Annotated in this window: 16 protein-coding genes and 1 tRNA gene; 7 read left to right on the top strand and 10 right to left on the bottom strand. The window is 67.8% G+C overall.

Going from position 1 to position 18,895, the window contains the following annotated elements; all coding sequences use genetic code 11:
* Window positions 1-46 precede the first annotated feature (46 nt).
* A complete protein-coding gene (locus tag HUK65_RS08180) occupies window positions 47-625 on the top strand; it encodes a YceD family protein (protein ID WP_327787067.1) in 579 nt (192 codons plus the stop codon).
* A 9-nt stretch (window positions 626-634) separates the two neighbouring features.
* Here the strand turns inward: HUK65_RS08180 and HUK65_RS08175 are convergent.
* The 5 genes from HUK65_RS08175 to HUK65_RS08155 form a co-directional block, all read right to left on the bottom strand.
* A tRNA-Leu gene (locus HUK65_RS08175) sits at window positions 635-718 on the bottom strand.
* 162 nt (window positions 719-880) lie between these two features.
* Window positions 881-1,207, bottom strand: coding sequence for a phosphoribosyl-ATP diphosphatase (locus HUK65_RS08170; protein WP_179905666.1), 327 nt, complete (start codon window positions 1,205-1,207; stop codon window positions 881-883).
* Window positions 1,204-1,965: an imidazole glycerol phosphate synthase subunit HisF gene (gene hisF, locus HUK65_RS08165; protein WP_179905665.1), complete on the bottom strand. Its 762-nt coding sequence runs from the start codon at window positions 1,963-1,965 to the stop codon at window positions 1,204-1,206. Before hisF ends, HUK65_RS08170 begins: the two co-directional genes overlap by 4 nt.
* A gap of 9 nt (window positions 1,966-1,974) precedes the next feature.
* Window positions 1,975-3,237 carry a glycosyltransferase gene (locus HUK65_RS08160; RefSeq protein WP_179905664.1) on the bottom strand — a complete coding sequence of 421 codons (1,263 nt, stop codon included), beginning with the start codon at window positions 3,235-3,237 and terminating at the stop codon, window positions 1,975-1,977.
* A 68-nt stretch (window positions 3,238-3,305) separates the two neighbouring features.
* Window positions 3,306-3,653, bottom strand: a complete 348-nt coding sequence (locus HUK65_RS08155; RefSeq protein WP_179905663.1) for a hypothetical protein — start codon at window positions 3,651-3,653, stop codon at window positions 3,306-3,308.
* A 141-nt stretch (window positions 3,654-3,794) separates the two neighbouring features.
* On the opposite strand from HUK65_RS08155, the gene HUK65_RS08150 reads away from it, so the two are divergent.
* The 4 genes from HUK65_RS08150 to HUK65_RS08135 all read left to right on the top strand — a co-directional run bounded on the left by HUK65_RS08150 (window position 3,795) and on the right by HUK65_RS08135 (window position 9,395).
* On the top strand, window positions 3,795-5,399 hold the full coding sequence (locus HUK65_RS08150) for a peptide chain release factor 3 (RefSeq protein ID WP_179905662.1): 1,605 nt from the start codon (window positions 3,795-3,797) through the stop codon (window positions 5,397-5,399).
* Window positions 5,400-5,567: 168 nt separating this feature from the next.
* Window positions 5,568-7,313: an arginine--tRNA ligase gene (argS, locus tag HUK65_RS08145; RefSeq protein WP_179905710.1), complete on the top strand. Its 1,746-nt coding sequence runs from the start codon at window positions 5,568-5,570 to the stop codon at window positions 7,311-7,313.
* A gap of 113 nt (window positions 7,314-7,426) precedes the next feature.
* The gene (locus HUK65_RS08140) at window positions 7,427-8,395 is read left to right on the top strand and encodes an SPOR domain-containing protein (RefSeq protein WP_179905661.1); all 969 of its coding nucleotides are present in this window, start codon (window positions 7,427-7,429) and stop codon (window positions 8,393-8,395) included.
* Window positions 8,396-8,402: 7 nt separating this feature from the next.
* Entirely contained in the window at window positions 8,403-9,395 is a 993-nt protein-coding gene (locus tag HUK65_RS08135; protein WP_327787065.1) for a glycoside hydrolase family 3 protein, read from the top strand.
* Window positions 9,396-9,516: 121 nt separating this feature from the next.
* On the opposite strand, the gene HUK65_RS08130 is transcribed toward HUK65_RS08135, so the two are convergent.
* From HUK65_RS08130 to HUK65_RS08120, 3 genes are all read right to left on the bottom strand, one after another.
* Entirely contained in the window at window positions 9,517-11,625 is a 2,109-nt protein-coding gene (locus tag HUK65_RS08130; RefSeq protein WP_179905659.1) for a peptidoglycan -binding protein, read from the bottom strand.
* A 4-nt stretch (window positions 11,626-11,629) separates the two neighbouring features.
* Window positions 11,630-12,832 carry an AAA family ATPase gene (locus HUK65_RS08125; RefSeq protein WP_179905658.1) on the bottom strand — a complete coding sequence of 401 codons (1,203 nt, stop codon included), beginning with the start codon at window positions 12,830-12,832 and terminating at the stop codon, window positions 11,630-11,632.
* A gap of 133 nt (window positions 12,833-12,965) precedes the next feature.
* Entirely contained in the window at window positions 12,966-13,517 is a 552-nt protein-coding gene (locus tag HUK65_RS08120) for a gamma-glutamylcyclotransferase (RefSeq protein ID WP_179905657.1), read from the bottom strand.
* Window positions 13,518-13,603: 86 nt separating this feature from the next.
* Between HUK65_RS08120 and HUK65_RS08115 the strand changes: the two genes are divergently transcribed.
* On the top strand, window positions 13,604-14,578 hold the full coding sequence (locus tag HUK65_RS08115) for a DUF2125 domain-containing protein (protein WP_179905656.1): 975 nt from the start codon (window positions 13,604-13,606) through the stop codon (window positions 14,576-14,578).
* Window positions 14,579-14,910: 332 nt separating this feature from the next.
* Here the strand turns inward: HUK65_RS08115 and dprA are convergent, their stop codons facing one another.
* The gene (gene dprA, locus HUK65_RS08110) at window positions 14,911-16,212 is read right to left on the bottom strand and encodes a DNA-processing protein DprA (protein ID WP_179905655.1); all 1,302 of its coding nucleotides are present in this window, start codon (window positions 16,210-16,212) and stop codon (window positions 14,911-14,913) included.
* A gap of 98 nt (window positions 16,213-16,310) precedes the next feature.
* Window positions 16,311-17,732: a metalloprotease TldD gene (gene tldD / locus HUK65_RS08105; RefSeq protein ID WP_179905654.1), complete on the bottom strand. Its 1,422-nt coding sequence runs from the start codon at window positions 17,730-17,732 to the stop codon at window positions 16,311-16,313.
* A gap of 210 nt (window positions 17,733-17,942) precedes the next feature.
* On the opposite strand from tldD, the gene coxB reads away from it, so the two are divergent.
* The gene (gene coxB, locus HUK65_RS08100) at window positions 17,943-18,824 is read left to right on the top strand and encodes a cytochrome c oxidase subunit II (RefSeq protein ID WP_179905653.1); all 882 of its coding nucleotides are present in this window, start codon (window positions 17,943-17,945) and stop codon (window positions 18,822-18,824) included.
* Window positions 18,825-18,895: the final 71 nt, after the last annotated feature.

Genomic DNA, 18,895 nt, shown 5'->3' with positions numbered 1-18,895 from the left:
GGAAGCTGCCGTCCGTCCCGTGCAAACCAAGATGGGGAAGCCTGCCGTGACCGATGATCCCAAGTCACCCGCCGCCCGCAGCGATCTGACGCTGGTGCTGCGCCGCAATGATCTGGCGTCCCGCGCGCATCTGCGGTTCGAACTGGTCCCCGATGCCAGCACCCGCCAGAAGATCGCCGCGGCGCTGGGACTGCAGAAGCTGCGCAAGCTGCGCTTCGCCGGAGAGCTGCGGCCCCTTGGGCGCAAGGATTGGGAACTGGTGGCCGATCTGGGCGCAACGGTGGTGCAGGACTGCGTGGTCAGCCTGGCCCCCGTTCCTGCGCGGATCGATGAGCGCGTGGAGCGCCGTTTCCTGGCCGATTTCGTCGAACCCGAGGGCGATGACATCGAAACCCCGGAGGATGAGGATGCCGAGGCGCTGGGAGCGGTGATCGATGTGGGCGCCGTGGCGATCGAGGCGCTGACCCTGGCGCTGCCGCCCTTTCCCCGCGCCGAAGGGGCCGCGCTGGGCGAGGACGGCGCCCTGCGCGCCGCCCCGGATGGGCAGGTGCCGCTGCAGGATGCCGATCTGCGCCCCTTTGCGGCACTGGCCGGATTGCGCAAGAAGATGGACGGCAAGGAGTGATGTGAGCCTTGGTGCGGGTGGGGAGAGTCGAACTCCCACGCCTTGCGGCGGAGCATTTTGAGTGCCCTGCGTCTACCATTCCGCCACACCCGCATCCGGGGTTTCGTTAGCGCGGTTTGGCGCGGCTTTCAACTGTTCATCGTCAGGATGTGTGGCGGGCGCGGCATGGGGGGCTGCCCGCCCCTGTCCCTGCTGGCACCGGGCCGTCCCCCCGGAGAATTTTTCGGCAAGATGAAGCCCGGGCGGGGGCGGGCTTCAGCCCTTGCGCGCGGCTTTTTCGGCCAGGCCCGATTGCCCTTCGCGGCGGGCCAGTTCGGCCTCGATATCGGCCAGCGAAATGCCGCGGGCGGTGCACATGACCAGCAGGTGATAGAGCACATCGGCGGCTTCGGCGGTCAGCCGGGCGCGGTCGCCGCGCACGGCTTCGATCACGGCTTCGATGGCCTCTTCGCCGAATTTCTCGGCGCATTTTTCGGGGCCCTTGGCCAGCAGGCGTGCGGTCCAGCTGCTGTCAGGGTCGGCGCCCTTGCGCGCGGCGATGGTGGCGGCCAGGCGGGCAAGCGGGCTTTCCGGCGGGGTCATGCCAGGCGCACCGGGATGCCGGCGGCGGCCATATGGGCCTTGGCCTCGCCGATCGTGTGGTCGCCGAAATGGAAGATCGATGCGGCCAGCACCGCCGAGGCGCCGCCTTCCGTCACGCCTTCGACCAGATGATCGAGCGTGCCCACACCGCCGCTGGCAATCACCGGTATGCCCACGGCATCGACGATGGCGCGGGTGAGCGGCAGGTTGAAGCCCGCGCGGGTGCCGTCACGGTCCATCGAGGTAAGCAGGATCTCTCCGGCGCCCTTGGCGGCCACGGTGCGGGCGAAGTCCAGCGCATCGACGCCGGTGGGCCGCCGCCCGCCATGGGTGAAGATTTCCCATTTGCCGGGGCTGACGGTCTTGGCGTCAATGGCGACCACGATGCACTGGCTGCCGAAGCGGTCGGCGGCGCGGGCGACAACATCGGGGTCGGCCACGGCGGCGGAGTTGAAACTGACCTTGTCGGCACCGGCCAGCAGCAGGGCGCGCACATCCTCGGCCGAGCGCACGCCGCCGCCGACGGTCAGCGGCATGAAGCACTGTTCGGCGGTGCGGGTGACCAGATCCAGCATCACGCCGCGGTTTTCATGGGTGGCGTGGATGTCCAGAAAGCACAGTTCATCGGCGCCGGCGGCGTCATAGGCGCGGGCGGCCTCGACCGGGTCGCCGGCGTCGCGCAGGTCCACGAAATTGACGCCCTTGACCACGCGGCCATCGGCAACGTCCAGGCAGGGGATGATGCGGGTTTTCAACATGGCGGTCTTCTAGCCTGCATCGCCGGGCGGGGGAAGAGGGGCGTTGCCTGCGCGCCCGGCCAGGGGTCGCAGCAGGCGCCGGTAGCTTTCGATGGCGGTTTCGGCATAGGCAGAGCGCAGGCGAAGGGCATCCTGCCGGGCGGTTTTTGCAGATGCAGGCCGGGCCAGCAGCGCGGCGAGGGTGTCGATGATCGCATCGGGGCTGCGTGCGGTGCGGGGCAGCACGCGGCAGGCGGAAAGCTGTGCGGCGGCGCGCAGGGCATTCGAGAGCTGTTCATGCTGCATCGGCAGGGCAAGCACCGGCAGCCCCGCCAGAACCGCCAGCGCCAGCGTGCCCGCCTGCCCGGCGCAAAGCACCGCGCGGCTTTGCGCGGCGATCCGGTCCGGGGGCAGCGGCGTGGGAGAGATGGTCAGCAGCGGGTTGGCGGAAAGCTGGGCTGCAGCCTCGGCGCTCAGGCCCGGCGCCACCAGACATGCGGCAAAGGGCAGGCGGGTCAGGGCGGTGCGGATCGCTTCTTCGCGCAGATCGGCGCCGGACAGATAGATGAAAACGGTGCCCTGCGCGCCATCGGCCAGCGGGGGCAGGCGGTCCAGCGGCAACAGCAGCGGGCGGTCCCGCCATGCGGCATAGGGGTCCCAAAGGCTTACCCCGCGTGGCAGCGCCATGGTGCAGTCATGGACCTGGGCCAGGCGGTGCAGCGGAGGTAGGCCCAGCGGCGCAAGTGTGTGGTTGATGGTACTGCACAGGGCGGCCTCGTCTACGGGCGGGGCATCATCGGGCAGGGCGGTGCCATGGGCGGCCGCGTCCTGCGGCGTCAGAAGTTCCGGCAGATGGTCCAGCGTGGCGGGTGGAAGGCCGAAAGCGGCGCCTGTCGCCACGCAGGTAATGCCCATGGTGCGGGCTGCCATCAGCATGGTGGGTGCGTAATCGCCTACCACCAGCGCCGGGCGGATCGCTTGCAGGGCGGCGCAGCACCATTCGAAGCGCGCACGCAGCGTATCCGGATCGCCGAAGCCGCGGATCTGCAGCCAGCTGGCGGCGCTGAGGGTGCGTGGAACCGGAGCCCGCTTGAGGCGCCGAAGATGCAGGCCTGGATCCACCCGGTCGCAAAGCGGTGCCAGGACATCGGCATGGTCCAGCCGCGCCAGAACCGCCTGGCTGCGATAGTCCGGCGCCAGCGCGCGCGCCACCGCAGCCAGGGTGGTGACATGTCCACGCCCGCTGCCGGCTTCGCAGCACAGCAGGACGCGGGCTGTATGGGGTGCCGTCACCCTTGCAGACCGGGCACGCTCAGCGGCCCCTGTTCCCGGCACCCATGCCTGCGCGGCGGCGACGGGTTTCAGACCACATCATACCCATTCCCGCCATTGTCATCTTCTGGTGGCGCATCATTGTCCGGTGGTGGTGGGGCTGGTGGTGCGGGGGCTGGCGGTTCGGGGGCTGGGGGGGCTTGCGCGGGCGCCGGGGCAGCCGGTGGTTGCGGCTCGGTGCCTGACCCGCCGGTGCCGGCCGTGCAGGTGGGGTTGATCCAGTACAGGACCTCGCCGGTGCGTTCCGAGATGATGGGCGTAAATGCGTTGATGTCGCAATCGCTGGCGGCAGCGCCCGGGGGGGCGTCCTGCGCCGAAGCGGCGGTGCTGGCCAGAACAAGGGCGAGGGCGGAAACGGAACAGCGTAAAGCGGTCATTTTTGAACTCCATTTTGATAAAACAGCTGTGACGATAGCATGAAAAGTGGTGATTCGCGCCGGTGTCTGCTTTCGCTGCGCCGGCGATATGCATGATTTCTGCGTCTTGTCCCGGTCTGCGCGCTCGCCTATACGCGCGCCATGCAGGACGCCCTTTCAAACCGCCCCGAATTGCCGCCCGAGATCGCCCGGCGGCGCACATTCGCCATCATCTCGCACCCGGATGCGGGCAAGACCACGCTGACCGAGAAATTCCTGCTGTTCGGCGGTGCGATCCAGATGGCGGGGCAGGTGCGCGCCAAGGGCGAGGCGCGGCGCACGCGCTCGGATTTCATGCAGATGGAGAAGGACCGCGGGATTTCGGTCTCGGCCTCGGCCATGTCCTTCGATTTCGGGCGCTACCGGTTCAATCTGGTGGACACGCCCGGGCACAGCGATTTCTCCGAGGACACCTATCGCACGCTGACGGCGGTGGATGCGGCGATCATGGTGATCGACGGGGCGAAGGGCGTGGAATCCCAGACCCGCAAGCTGTTCGAGGTCTGCCGCCTGCGCGATCTGCCGATCCTGACCTTCTGCAACAAGATGGACCGCGAAAGCCGCGAGACCTTCGACATCATCGACGAGATTCAGGAGAACCTGGCCATCGATGTGACGCCCGCAAGCTGGCCGATCGGGCAGGGGGCGGAGTTCATCGGCTGCTATGACCTGCTGCGCAACCGGCTGGAGCTGATGGACCGCGCCGACCGCAACCGGGTGGCCGAGACGGTGGTGCTGGAGGGGTTGGACGACCCCAAGATGGCCGAGCACATTCCCGCGCATCTGCTGGCGCAGTTGCGTGAGGACGTGGAGATGGCGCGCGAGCTGCTGCCGCCGCTGGATGTGAAATCCGTGCAGGAGGGGCATCTGAGTCCGATCTGGTTCGGCAGCGCGATCAATTCCTTTGGTGTGAAGGAACTGATGGAGGGCATCGCCGCCTATGGCCCCGAACCCCAGCCCCAGCGCGCTGAGCGTGTGGTGGCGCCCGAGGAGGAGAAGGTTGCGGGCTTCGTGTTCAAGGTGCAGGCCAACATGGACCCCAAGCACCGCGACCGGGTGGCGTTCGTTCGCCTTGCCTCGGGGCATTTTATGCGCGGGATGAAGCTGACCCATGTGCGGGCGAAGAAGCAGATGGCGGTGACCAATCCGGTGCTGTTCCTGGCCGCCGACCGTGAACTGGCCGAGGAAGCCTGGGCGGGCGATATCATCGGTATCCCCAACCACGGCCAGTTGCGTATCGGTGACGCGCTGACCGAGGGCGAGGCGCTGCGATTCACCGGGATTCCGTCTTTTGCGCCGGAATTGTTGCAGGCCTGCCGGGCGGGCGATCCGATGAAGGCCAAGCATCTGGACAAGGCGCTGACGCAATTTGCCGAGGAAGGCGCGGCCAAGGTGTTCAAGCCGGCCTTTGGGTCCGGCTTCATCGTGGGCGTGGTGGGGCAGTTGCAGTTCGAGGTTCTGGCCAGCCGGATCGAGCTGGAATACGGACTGCCGGTTCGCTTTGAGCCGACGCAGTTCACCTCGGCCCGCTGGGTGTCGGGGGGGAAGGAGGCGGTGGAGAAATTCGCCGCCGCGAACCGCCAGCATATCGCCCATGACAGCGATGGGGATGTGGTGTTCCTGACCCGGCTGCAATGGGACATTGACCGGGTGGCGCGGGACTGGCCCGATGTCAGCCTGACCGCCACCAAGGAAATGATGGTCTGACTGGCCGGCGCCGGAAGCGCCCGGCGCGGTCCCACCCACCCACCCTCCCGCGCCGGGCGCTGCCGGGCCGCGGGCGGCCCGGCGGGGCCTGTGGCGGGCGCGTGCGCGCTGGCTTGACCCGGTTTGCCCGGCGCCGTAGGGCAGGGGCGCATGGATGGGATGGATAAGATGAACCTGTTTTCGGAAATTCGCGCGCTGGTCACGGGCAGCCTGGAGGCGATGATGGCGGCGGGGGATCTGCCTGCGGGGCTGGATCTGGCCGCCGTGACCGTGGAGCCCCCGCGCGATACCGCCCATGGCGACATGGCCACCAATGCCGCCATGGTGCTGGCGCGCCCCGCTGCCCGCAAACCGCGCGAGATCGCCGAGGCGCTGGCCCTGCGCCTGTGCGAGGACTCGCGCATCGCCAGCGCCGAGGTTGCCGGGCCGGGGTTTCTGAACATGCGTCTGGCGCCCGGCGTCTGGCAGGGGTTGGTGCGCGCCGTGCTGGAGGCCGGTGCGGAGTATGGCCGATCGACCCTTGGCGCGGGCGTGAAGGTGAATGTGGAATTCGTCAGCGCCAACCCAACCGGGCCCATGCATGTGGGCCATACCCGCGGCGCCGTGGTGGGAGATGCGCTGTCCAACCTGCTGGATTTTGCGGGCTATGATGTCACCCGCGAATATTACATCAACGATGGCGGCGCGCAGGTGGATGTGCTCGCACGCTCGGCCTATGAGCGCTACCGCGAAGCGCATGGCCTGTCGCCCGAGATTGCCGAGGGGCTGTATCCCGGCGAATATCTGATCGCCGTGGGTGAGGCGCTGAAGGCCGAGTTCGGCGACCGCTTCCTCGACCAGCCCGAATCCGTCTGGCTGGAGGTGATCCGCGATTTCGCCACTGCGCGGATGATGGAGATGATCCGCGCCGATCTGGCCGCCCTTGGCGTGCGCATGGATGTCTATTCCAGCGAAAAGGCGCTTTACGGCACGGGGCGGATCGAATCCGCCATTGACCGGCTGGCCGCGCAGGGCCTGATCTATGACGGCGTGCTGGAGCCGCCGAAGGGCAAGACGCCCGAGGATTGGGAGCCGCGCGAGCAGACGCTGTTCCGCTCCACCGCGCATGGCGATGATGTGGACCGCCCGATCCGCAAATCCGATGGCGGCTGGACCTATTTCGCCCCCGATATTGCCTATCACCATGACAAGATCGAACGCGGCTTCGATCAGTTGATCGACATTTTCGGCGCCGATCATGGCGGCTATGTCAAGCGGATGAAGGCGGCGGTTGCGGCGCTGTCCAATGCCCGCGTGCCGCTGGAGATCAAGCTGATCCAGCTGGTGAAGCTCTACAAGGATGGCGAGCCGTTCAAGATGTCCAAGCGCGCGGGCACCTTCGTCACCCTGCGCGATGTGGTCGAGATGGTGGGCCCGGATGTGACCCGCTTTGTCATGTTGACGCGCAAGAATGATGTGGCGCTGGATTTCGATTTCGCGCGGGTTCTGGAGCAATCTCGCGACAACCCCGTCTGGTATGTGCAATACGCTCATGCCCGGGTGCATTCGGTCCTGCGCAAGGCCGAAGCCGCCGGGATCGCCGTGGATGATGCGGCCCTGGCCGCGGCGGATCTGGGCGCGCTGGACCATCCGGCGGAACTGGCGCTGATCGCCAAGCTGGCCGAATGGCCGCGTCTGGTGGAAACCGCCGCGCAGGCCCATGAGCCCCACCGGGTGGCCGGCTATCTGTCGGAACTGGCGGCGGAATTCCACGGCTTGTGGAACCGCGGCAATGATGATCCCGCCTTGCGGTTCGTGCAGGAGGACGATTTCGCCACATCACAGGCCAAAATCGCCCTGACCCGCGCCACAGCCGTTGTGATTTCGGCCGGGCTTGCTATCCTTGGCGTCACTCCGGTCGAAGAGATGCGCTGATCAGAATGCGTCCGCGGCCGGTCTGAAACAGGCAAGACAGCGGTGCAGCGGCACCCTGTGGAACAGAGCAGGCAGGCGCGCGCATCTTCGGTGTGCTTGCGCAAGGGCAGGGCATGACTGACAGCTATTCTCCCCATCGTGGCGCGGTCCATCATGGCGGCGCCGATGTGTATGCGTCCAGCGGCAACCGGTTTCACGCTCCGGAGCCTCAGGGGCGGGCCTTTCGGATGGCAGCCATGGTCAACCTGGCGGGGGCGGCGCTGTCGCTCGCGCTGGTCGCCGGGCTGGGTTGGTGGAGCTGGCAGCTGATCGCGCGCGATGTGACCGGCGTGCCGGTGGTGCGTGCCCTCGAAGGTCCGATGCGCGCGCTCCCCGAGGACGCAGGCGGCCAGCAGGCGGCCTTTCAGGGGCTGTCGGTCAATGAAATTCCCGCAGGCGGCGGTGCCGGAGGGCTGGGCGACCAGATTGTTCTGGCCCCCGCGCCGCTGGATCTGGATGCCGAAGACCTGCCGCAGGCCGAGGTCGCGCGCAGAGCGACAGGTGCGTCCGGGTCGCAGGCCGAGGTGATCGAAGCGGCCTTTCGCCCCGATGATGCCCGCCCCGCCCCGGAAAGCGCCGCAACCCCGCCGCCGCCCGAATCGGTCACCGTGCTGGAGCGCTCGCCCCTGCCGCTGGCGCGGCCTGACGCCGTGCGCCGCATGACGTCCAGCAGCCCGGCTGCGCGCACGGGCGCGGGGGCTGCGGATGATATGGCTCAGGCCGTGGCCAGTTCCGTGGCCTCGCGCACGGGCGGGCGCAGCGGCATCGACATCGACCCGGCCACGCTGCAGCCGGGGATGCGTCTGGTCCAGCTGGGCACCTATCCCAGTGTGGACGCCGCGCACGAGGCCTGGGACGTGATCGCCGCGCGCTACAGCCCCCTGCTGGATGAACGCGGCCGGGTGATCGAACAGGCCCATAGCGGCGGATCGGTGTTCTTCAGGCTGCGCGCCCATGGGTTCGACGATGAAACCGATGCGCGCAATTTCTGCACCGTGCTGCTGTCGCAGAACAACGATTGCATTCCCGTGCGCATCCGGTGACCCGGCCGTGAGCACCCCGCGCCAGCTGATTCTGGGCTGCGCCGGCCCGCGCCTGACCCCGGCTGAACGTGATCTGTTCGCGCGGGCAGACCCTTGGGGTTTCATCCTCTTCGCGCGCAATATCGAAACCCCGTCGCAGCTTGCCGCACTTGTGGCCGAGCTGCGGGCAGCCCTGGGGCGCGCGGCACCCGTGCTGATCGACCAGGAAGGCGGGCGCGTCCAGCGCATGGGGCCGCCGCATTGGCGCGGCTGGCTGCCGCCGCTGGAACAGACCGCCCGGGCCCGCGACCCGCAGCGCGCCATGTATCTGCGCGGGCGGCTGATTGCCACGGAACTGGCGGCGGTGGGGATTGACGTGAACTGCGCGCCGCTGGCCGATATCGCGCGGCCGGATACGCATCCCTTCCTGCGCAACCGCTGCTATGCGGACAGCCCCGCGCAGGTCCTGACGCTGGCCCGCGCCATGGCTGCGGGGTTGCAGGCGGGGGGCGTGCTGCCGGTGCTCAAGCATATCCCCGGCCATGGCCGGGCGCGCAGCGACAGCCATCTGGCGCTACCCTTTGTGGATACCCCGGTCGCCGAACTGGAGGCCACCGATTTCGCCCCCTTCCGCGCGCTGGCCGATCTGCCGCTGGGAATGACAGGCCACCTGCTGTTCCCCGCGCTGGATGCAGAGGCGCCGGTGACCGTATCGCCCCGTCTGATTGCGCTGATCCGCAACGGCATCGGCTTTCGTGGCGCGCTGATGACCGATGACATCTCCATGCAGGCGCTGCCCGGGCCGGTGACACAGCGCGCCGCGGCGGCGCTGACCGCGGGCTGCGATCTGGTGCTTCATTGCAACGGCAATCCCGCCGAAATGGCGACCCTGGCTGAAATCTGCCCGCCACTCGCCGGTACAGCCCTGGCGCGCTGCAACGCCGCCCTGGCCGCAAAGGCATCCCCGGACGGCGCCGACAGCCGGGCGCTGGCCCGGGAATACGACCAGCTTCTGGACTGAGCGCCGGCCCGGTGCGCCCGCGCACCGGGCCAAGCGCCCCCGAGGCGCGCGTTGGGTGGGCGGGTGGGCGCGGCTCGGGGGCGCTTTCCTGCATCGGCCAGATGCATGGCGTCCAGTGGTCTCAGCGTTCGGTCAGTTTCAATTCGATCCTGCGGTTCAGCGCGCGCGCTGCGGGGGTGTCGCGGGGGTCGATGGGGCGGTATTCGCCGAAACCGGCGGCGGCCAGTCGGTCGGGCGGAAACCCCAGATCGTCGATCATGTAGCGCACCACCGACAGCGCCCGGGCCTGGCTCAGCTCCCAATTGTCGGCGAAGCGTGCCCCGGGGCCGATGGGCAGGTTGTCGGTATGTCCATCCACCCGCAGAACCCAGTCGATGCTGTCCGGTATTTCGTCGGCAATATCGCGCAGAAGCCCGACGACATTGGCAACCTGGGGGCGCCCTTCGTCGGCAAGATCGGCCGATCCGATCTCGAACAGCACCTCCGAGGAGAACACGAAGCGGTCGCCGACGATCTCGATCCCGTCGCGCCCGCCAAGCACCTCGCGCAGCAGCCCGAAGAACTCGGACCGGTACAGCTCCAGCTCGTCGCGCTCGGCCTCAAGGCGGCGGCGATCGGCTTCCTCCAGCGCGGCGCGGCGGGCCTCCTCGGCGGCCAGCCGGGCCAGCGCCATGTTCAGATCCGCGCCCAGGCTTTCGATCTGGACCTGCGCATCGGCCTCTCGCGAACGCACATCGCCCAGAAGCTCCTGCAGGCTGGCCACCTGTTCGGACAGCTGCGCCACCTGCTGGTTCAGCAGGGCCAGGCGGCGGCGTTCCTGGGCGGCCATGCCTTCGGCCTCAAGCAGTTCCTGACGGGCCAGCGCGGCCAGCGCCTGCTGGCGTTCACGTGCGGTGATTTCGTCCTCGGCGATCTCTTCGGCGCGGGCGCGGGCCATCTCGGCGGCGGCCAGCATGGACAGGGTTTCCTCGGCCCGTCGGCGCTGTTCTTCCAGTGCAAGTGTCATGGCGGTGAGTTCGGTATCCGCACCTTCCAGCCGGTCGCGCAGGGCTTGCGCCGCGGCAGCTTCGGCCAGGCGCGCGGCTTCTTCTTCGGACAGCGCCTCCTCCATCTCTGCCAGCCGCGCGCGCAGCGCTTCAGCGGCCGCCATTTCCGCCAGCCGCGCCTCTTCCTCGGCGCTCAACTCGGCCTCGGCCGCGCTCAGGCGACGGCGCAGGTCCTCGGCAGCGGCGAGCGTTGCCAGACGTTCGGCCTCGGCGGCATCGAGCGTGGCCTCGGCATCGGCCAGCCGCGCGCGCAGTTCTTCGGCGGCGGCCAACGCGGCCAGGCGTTCGGCTTCGGCGGCGTCCAGTTCGGCCTCCGAGGCCTCCAGCCGTTCGGCCATACCGCTGCGCAGGGTTTCGGAGGCCTGCATCCGCGCGGCCATGTCGATCAGGTCGGCCTCAAGGCTCCGGCGGGTGGCTTCGGCGGCCTCGAGATCGCTCTCGCGCGCCTCCAGCCGGTCCAGTGCGGCGACCAGATCGGCCTGGGCTGCGGCGCGGGCGGTTTCCTCATCCGCCAGTTGCGCGGCCAGAGCGGCCAATGAGGCCTCGCGTTCGGCGGCCTCGGCCTGCATCTGGGCCAGCGCGGCCTCGACCGCCTCGCGCTGGGCTGCGGCCAGCCGGGCGGCTTCGGTTTCGGCGTCCAGTTCCTCGCGCATCTGGGCCAGCGCCAGTTGCAGCGCTTCCTGCTCCGAGATCAGCACCGCCTGCGCGGCTTCCAGATCGGCCAGATCGGCGGCCAGTTCGGCCCCGGCGGCCAGGGCCGTGTCCCGTTCGGCGATCAGGCTGGCCACCTGCGCTTCAAACGCAGTGATATCGGCGCGGGCCTCGGCCAGTTCGGCATCGCGGGTCTGGAGCGTGCGGGTCAGCCCGGCGATCTGCGTGGCCTGGGCGGCGGCGGTGGCGCGGGCCTCGGTCAGGTCTTCGCTCAGCCCTTCGACCTCGGTTTCCAGCCGGGCCACTTGCGCCTGTGACAGCCCCAGCGCATCCGACAGGCTGGCCACCTGCTGCGCCAGCCCCTGCAATTCGGTGTCCTGGGTGTCGATGGTTTCGCGCAGGACGAATTGCACGATCATGAAGATCGACAACACGAACATCAGCACCAGCAGCAGCGCGGTCATGGCATCCACGAAGCCGGGCCAGATGCTGGAACTGACCGTGCGCTGTCCCGAGCGGCGGGAAAGCGACATGGGCCTAACCCTCCCGGCCGCGGGCCGAAGGAACCGAACGCGACAATTGCCGCACCGCCGATGTCAGGGTCGCCAGATCGGTGCGCAGGTCGGTGATGCTTTCCTGTCGCCCGGCCGAAAGCTCCTCCAGCACGCGCAGCAGTTGCAGGTCGATCGAGCGCAGGCGCAGGCGGGTTTCGGCCTCGATATGGGGGCCGCCCTCCTCTTCATCGCGGCGCATCAGGGCAACCAGTTCTTCCTGCGTGTCGGCGATGCGTTCCAGCACGGCGGTGCTGCCATCGCCGCCCCCGCCGGATTTCGCCAGCCGGTCCACGGCCTCGGCCAGATAGCCCAGCCCCTGGTCCAGCATGGCGCGCTCGCGGTCGGCTTCGGTCTGGGCCATGCGCATGGCTTCCATCTGTTCGGCCATGGCATCGAGCACCGACACCAGCGCGCCCATGTCGCCGCTCACGCTGCCTGGTTCCGATTCGGTGCCGGCGGTGCCCAGGCGGGTGATGGAGGACAGCCATTCCTCCAGCTCGCGGTAGAAGCGGTTCTGGCCATGCCCGGCAAACAGCTCCAGCAGCCCCACCACAAGCGACCCGGCCAACCCCAGCAGCGACGACGAAAACGCCGTGCCCATGCCGCCCAGTTGCGCCTCCAGCCCCGTCATCAGCCGGTCAAAGACGACGATCCCGGCCTCATCCTCGGTGGGCGCGAGCGAGCGGATGGTCTCCACCACCGCCGGGACGGTGGTTGCCAGCCCGTAAAACGTTCCCAGCAGGCCCAGAAAGATCAGCAGGCTGACCAGATAGCGGGTGATGTCGCGCTGTTCCTCGATCCGGGTGGCGACCGAATCCAGAATCGAACCGGCCGAGGTGGCGCTGATATGACTTCCCCGCCCGCGCGAGCGCAGAAGCGCGGCCAGCGGCGCCAGCAGGCGCGGGGCGATGGTGACCTGATGCCCCGGTGTTTCGGCGGCAAACCCTTCGATCCACACCACCGAGCGGCGCAGCTGGAAGACCTGCCAGAAAGTTGCCCCCACGCCGATCAGGAACACGAAGAAGATGAAGCCGTTCAGCCAGACATTGGCCAGAAACACGCCCGAGACGCGGGGAAAGAGGAACCATGTGCCCACGCCGACAAGCGCCAGGATGACCAGCATGATCACCAACTGACGGACAGGTTGGGTAAACTGTGTCGTGGCCCCGATTGGCGGTCTGGCCATGCGGTATTGCTTCCTGCTCTGTTGTTGCTGCGCAGCATAGGGATTGCGCGGTTTCTTGCCAAATAACAAATGCCCCGCCGGTCCCGCGTGATGTCGGATGTGGGGAAATGCTGCAAAACTGCCGCGGTATTGCTCAGTCCGCGGGGGCGTCCAGCAGCGCCCGCACCCGCGCCACCAGCCAGTCCAGTTCCGGGTCACGCAGGCCCAGTTCCGCCAGATGCGCGGCGGTGTTGAACAGGTATTCGGCATTCGGCCCCCGCCCGCCATGGGCGCGGGCGATGATGCGGGCCTGTTCCTCCATCGGCAGGCCGCCGCAATATTGGTCATGGTCACGGTCGATGACATAGGTCACCGCCTCGACCCGGCGTCCGTCGGCCAGCACCAGCGGTTGCAGCGTTTCCAGATAGGCCGCCGAAATCAACTCCCGCGCGCGCAGGTATTCCAGCGTCTCGGCCCCGATTCGCGCAGGGATCTCAAAGGCCAGACCCTGACAGGCGCCAGCATCGGCATCGAGCGCCAGAACCAGCCCCGGCGCCGCTACCGTGCCGCGATGGTGGATGGAGCGCATGCAGAATGACCGCCGGAACCCCTCCAGCCGCGCCACATGCGCGCCCTGATAGGCAAAGCCCGGGTTCCAGACCAGTGACCCGTAGCCGAAGACCCAGATGGATGCGCTCTTGTTCATGTGACTGGCCCTTCTGCCCCCTGCCGGTGTAAACACCATCCTGCGGCGCCTGAAAAGGGCAGGGGCGCCGGAGTGGAGGATGCGCGATGCTGCGGGCGTTGCTGGTGCTGATCGTGGGGGCATTCCTGGCGTGGGGGGGATACTGGTTTGTCGGATCGCGCGCGCTGGAGCGGGCGGTGGGCGACTGGATCACCGAAACCCCCGCCGCCCGGGCCGATGCCCTGTCCGTGCGCGGCTTTCCCAACCGGTTCGACGTAACCCTGACCAACCCGGTCTATGAAACCGCCGCCCTGCGCTGGAGCGCGCCCTTCGCGCAGGTGTTCTCGCTCAGTTACAAGCCCAACCACCTGCTGGCAGTATTTCCCCACGATCAGACACTGCGGATCAACGGGATGGACTATGCGGTCCAGTCCGGCGACATGCGCGCCAGCGTGGTCACACGCGCCCGCGCCGATCTGTCGCTGGACCGCGCAAACATGGTGATCGACGGGCTGCGCGCGCGTGGTCTTGACGCGGGCGAAGCGCTTCAGGCGCAGACGGTGCGGCTGGCCAGCCGCGCGGTGGAAGGCGACCCCCTTGCCCATGAGATCGGGGCCGAGATCCTGGGCCTGCGCCTGCCCGCCGAGCTGCGCGCGCTGCTGGACCCTGCTCATGCGCTGCCAGCCGAGGTGGAGCGGCTGCATCTGGATGCGACCGTGCAGTTTGACCGCCCCCTTGACCGCAGCAATGGTGCCGATGCGCGGCCGCAGCAGATCGATCTGCGCGCCCTTGCGGTCGATTGGGGCGAGATTGGCCTGCGTGGCGTCGGAGAGGTGACGATCGACCGTGCGGGCCTGCTCTCGGGCGAGGTTGAGGCCACCGTCACCAACTGGATGCAACTGCTGGACGGGTTGCGCGGGGCGGGGCTTTGGGATCCGGGCATGGACTCCTTGATCACGGGACTGCTCGGTGGCCTGGCCCGCGAAGATGGTGATGAAACGACCCTGACCCTGCCGATTTCAGTGCAGAGCGGGCAGGTCTATCTGGGCATGTTCCCGCTGGGATATCTGCCCGCCCTCTGACGCTTGCCAAAAGCCGGTGACCGGGCGCTCACGTCCAGTTTCGCCGTGCAGGATCAATGCCGGAGAACGCTCCCGGCCCAGGGTCCGGCCATTCACCCGGCGCGGTCCGGGGCCGCCCCGTCCGATGCGTGCGGCGGCCCGGGCGCGTGCCGGATCGGCCCGGGCAGCCGGCATCATGGGAAGAGCCTCAGTCTGGCCGTTTGCGCGCAGGTATGCCTTGGGAGTATGCGCTGCAGGTCCCGCGCCATCAGTCTGGGAATGCTCGGCCTGTCCGAACGCTGCGGGCGCCCCGTCGGCATGTTCGGCGTCATCCCCGGAATGCTGCTGTATACTCAGCCGAGGGTGACCAGCCCACCGGGATGGCGTTGGATCATCCCGTCAAGTTCCAGCGCGACCAGTTCGGCCATGACGACTGCAGCCGGTTGCTCCAGGTCGCGTATCAGCTGATCTTCGGCCATGGGACTTGGGCCCAGCATGGACAGCAAGCGGTCGCGTAGCGGCGCTTCAGCGAAGGCTGAGGCCCTTTCGATCACTGCGCAATCCGCGGCCGGACTCCTCTGCATAGGCAATGCGCCCGGGCTGCGTGCGCGCGTGCCCGGAGCGGAGGGCGGAGCTGCGGGCTTGCACGCCGCCCGGGGGGGGCGAGCGGCATGCAGTTGAGAAGCGCCGGATGGCGCTGTTGGTGTTCCGGCGGAGGGGGGCGTCTGTTCCTGTGGCGACGGTGCGGCCGCAAGGCGGGACACGGGACCCAGGGATCGGAGCGCATCCTCGGCGCCGCGAATCAGCGTTGCACCTTCGCGGATCAGCAGGTTGCATCCCCCCGCGCGGCCATCGACCGGGTGGCCGGGGACGGCCATGACCTCGCGCCCCTGGTCAAGCGCATCGCGCGCGGTGATCAGGCTGCCCGATTTCTCGGCCGCTTCAACGACAATCACCGCATGCGCCAGCCCCGAGATGATCCGGTTGCGCCGGGGGAAATGCCGGGCCTGCGGCACCATGCCCATGGGCTGTTCCGACAGCAGCAAGCCCTGTTCGCTGATCAGATCATAGAGAGGTGTGTTTTCCGTGGGATAGATCACATTCACCCCCCCCGCCATGACAGCGACCGTCCCGGTCTTGAGCGCGGCACGATGGGCGGCAGTGTCGATCCCGCGGGCCAGGCCGGACACGATGGTCAGCCCCGCATGGCCCAACCCTTCGGCCAGGCGGCGTGCCATGCGGCTGCCGAGGCTGGAGGCATTGCGCGCCCCCACAAGGGCGATGCCCGGGCCCTGCAGCAACTCCACACGGCCAATGGCCCAGAGGACCGGCGGCGGGTCGGTGATGGCGGCCAGGGCCGCGGGATACTCCGGCGTGCCATGGAGCAGAAGCCGCGCGCCGCAGGCGCGGGCAGCATCGATTTCGCGTTCAGCGGTGCCAAGGTCGCAGGCTGTGTAGGTCCGTACCCCGGCAACGCGGGCGACATCGGGCAGGGCGTCGATTGCGGCCTGCGCACTGCCATGTTCCGCGAGCAAACGATGAAAGGTGCTGGGGCCGACCCGGGGGGAGCGAATGAGGCGAAGCCAGGACAGCCTGTCTTCCTCCGTGGTGGGTGGGGTGATGGGTGGGTGAGAAGAAAACAAATCTTTCGCCATCGCCGCCTCGCCTCATTCTGGACACAGTTTTGCCCGGCGATGGTTAAAAGTCGGTAAAGATTCGCGCCCCCCGCAAGAATTTCCGTCTGCGCCGGGGATCAGGCGGCGCTGCCGCCCACCGTCAGCCCGCCGATCATCAACGTGGGTTGGCCCACGCCCACCGGGACCCATTGCCCGGCCTTTCCGCAATTGCCCATGCCCGGGTCCAGCGCCATGTCATTGCCGATGGCGCGAATCTTCTGCAGCGCCGTGGGCCCGTCGCCGATCAGCGTGGCGCCCTTGACCGGGGCGCCGACCTTGCCGTCCTTTACGCGATAGGCCTCGGTGCAGGAGAAGACGAACTTGCCATTGGTGATATCGACCTGGCCGCCGCCAAAGCCCACGGCATAGATCCCGTCCTTCAAATCGGCCAGGATATCGGCGGGATCGGTGTCGCCGCCCAGCATCAGGGTGTTGGTCATGCGCGGCATGGGCGCGTGGGCGTAGGATTCGCGCCGCCCGTTGCCGGTGGGCGCCACGCCCATCAGCCGCGCGTTCTGGCGGTCCTGCATGTAGCCCGTCAGGATGCCATCCTCGATCAGAACGTTACGGGCCGAGGGCATGCCTTCGTCATCGATATTGATGGAGCCGCGCCGATCCGGCAGGGTGCCGTCATCGATCACAGTCACCCCGGGGGCTGCGACCCTTTGTCCCATCAGCCCGGCAAAGGCCGAGGATTTCTTGCGGTTGAAATCGCCCTCCAGCCCGTGACCCACGGCTTCATGCAGCAGGATGCCGGGCCAGCCCGGGGCCAGAACCACATCGATGACCCCTGCGGGGGCCGGTTCGGCGGCCAGGTTCACAACGGCGATGCGCAGGGCCTCCCGCGCGGTGGCCTGCCAGTGATCGCGCGCCATCAGACCCTTCAGCCCGATGCGGCCGCCACCACCCGCGCTCCCCGATTCGCGCCGCCCCTCATGTTCGACGATGACCGAGATATTGAGCCGTGCCATGGGGCGGATGTCGCGCAGATGTGTGCCCTCGGGGCGCAGGATTTCGACCTCCTGCAGGGATGCGGCCAGCGATGCGCTGACCTGCACCACCCGTGGGTCCAGCGCGCGCAGGAAGTCGTCGATTTCGCGCAGAAGGTCGATCTTCACGGCGAAAACCGCGTCCGCCATGGGGTCGGCATCGGTGTAGAGCCGGGTATTGGTGCCCGGTGGCGGGGCGGCCAGAACGCCGCCGCCATCGCCCACGGCCAGGCGGGCGGTCTGCACCGCGCGGCGCAGCGCGGCTTCGGTCAGATGGGTGGAATGAGCATAGCCCGCGACCTCGCCGCGCACGGCGCGCAGGCCGAACCCTTCCGAGGCGTCATAGCTGGCCGACCGGATGCGCCCGTCATCCAGAACCAGCGCCTCGGACACGCGCCGTTCCAGAAACAGCTCGCCATCATCGGCGCCGGACGTAGCCTCTTGCAGCAGCGTCAGCGCGTGGGCTTCGTCCAGATGCGTGTCGAAAGGGCGAAAGGGGGCATCGGTCATGTTCGAGGGCACTCCTGCTGTGCGAATTCTGTCGTTGATCCATGTCAAACCGCGTCTGCGTGTCGCGTCAGTTTTGCTTGTTCTATCCCCTCTGATATGGTTTTACATCCGCAAAGCTCAACGGGTTGTTGCCGGATTCTGCCGTAGCGTGGCGGGCCGCGATGACAGAGAAAAAGGCCGGCAAGGCCGCACTGGGAACGGGAAAACGACATGCAACTTTCAAAGGTTTCTTTGCGTCTGGCGGGTGCAGCGGCGGCATCGGTCGCGGCGGGAACGGCATGGGCCGAAAGCCAGCTGCCCGCATTGCCGGTGCTGGGTGCGCCAGAGCCGGGAGGCACCGCCCTGCAGAACCCGGTGACCGCGCTTGCCCGTGAGGTTGTGTTCCTGGACAACCTGCTGTTGTGGATCATCACGCCGATCACGCTGCTGGTGACGGGGCTGCTGGCCTGGGTGGTGATCTTCCATAACCGCAAGGCCAACCCCGAGCCCGCGCGCTTCACCCACAACACCCCGCTTGAGATCGCCTGGACCGTGGTTCCGTCGCTGATCCTGGTGTTCATCGCCATCTTCACCTTTCCCGCGCTGCGCCATCAGCAAGTGATGCCCGAGGCCGATGTGACCATCAAGACCACCGGCTTGCAGTGGTACTGGGACTACGAATATGTCGATCACGGCATCGAATTCTCGTCCTTCATGCTGGAGCGCGATGAGCTGGCCGAATATGGCTATTCCGACGAGCATTTTCTGCTGGCCACCGACACCGCGATGGTGGTGCCCGTGGGCCGCAACATCCTGGTGCAGGTGACCGCGGGCGATGTGATCCACGCCTGGACGATCCCGGCCTTCGGGGTAAAGCAGGACGGTGTCCCGGGGCGTCTGGCCGAGCTGTGGTTCAACGCCGAGGAAGAGGGCATCTATTTCGGGCAGTGCTCCGAACTCTGCGGTATCAACCATGCCTACATGCCGATCACCGTGAAGGTTGTCAGCGAGGAAGAGTATATCGCGTGGCTGGAGCGTCAGGGCGCTGATTTCGCCCAGAACCCGCCGCTGCCGGGTTGGGAGCCTGACGTCCAGCTGGCCGCCACCGAATGATCCCTGCCAGGTGCTGCCCTGCGGGTTTCGCGGGGCGGGACCTTCCGGCGCCATACCACATGATGGACCGA

This window comes from Rhabdonatronobacter sediminivivens, from assembly GCF_013415485.1.
Classification (GTDB): domain Bacteria; phylum Pseudomonadota; class Alphaproteobacteria; order Rhodobacterales; family Rhodobacteraceae; genus Rhabdonatronobacter; species Rhabdonatronobacter sediminivivens.
Note: the sequence above shows the minus strand (reverse complement) of the source record. Positions and strands in the feature narration are given on the sequence as shown.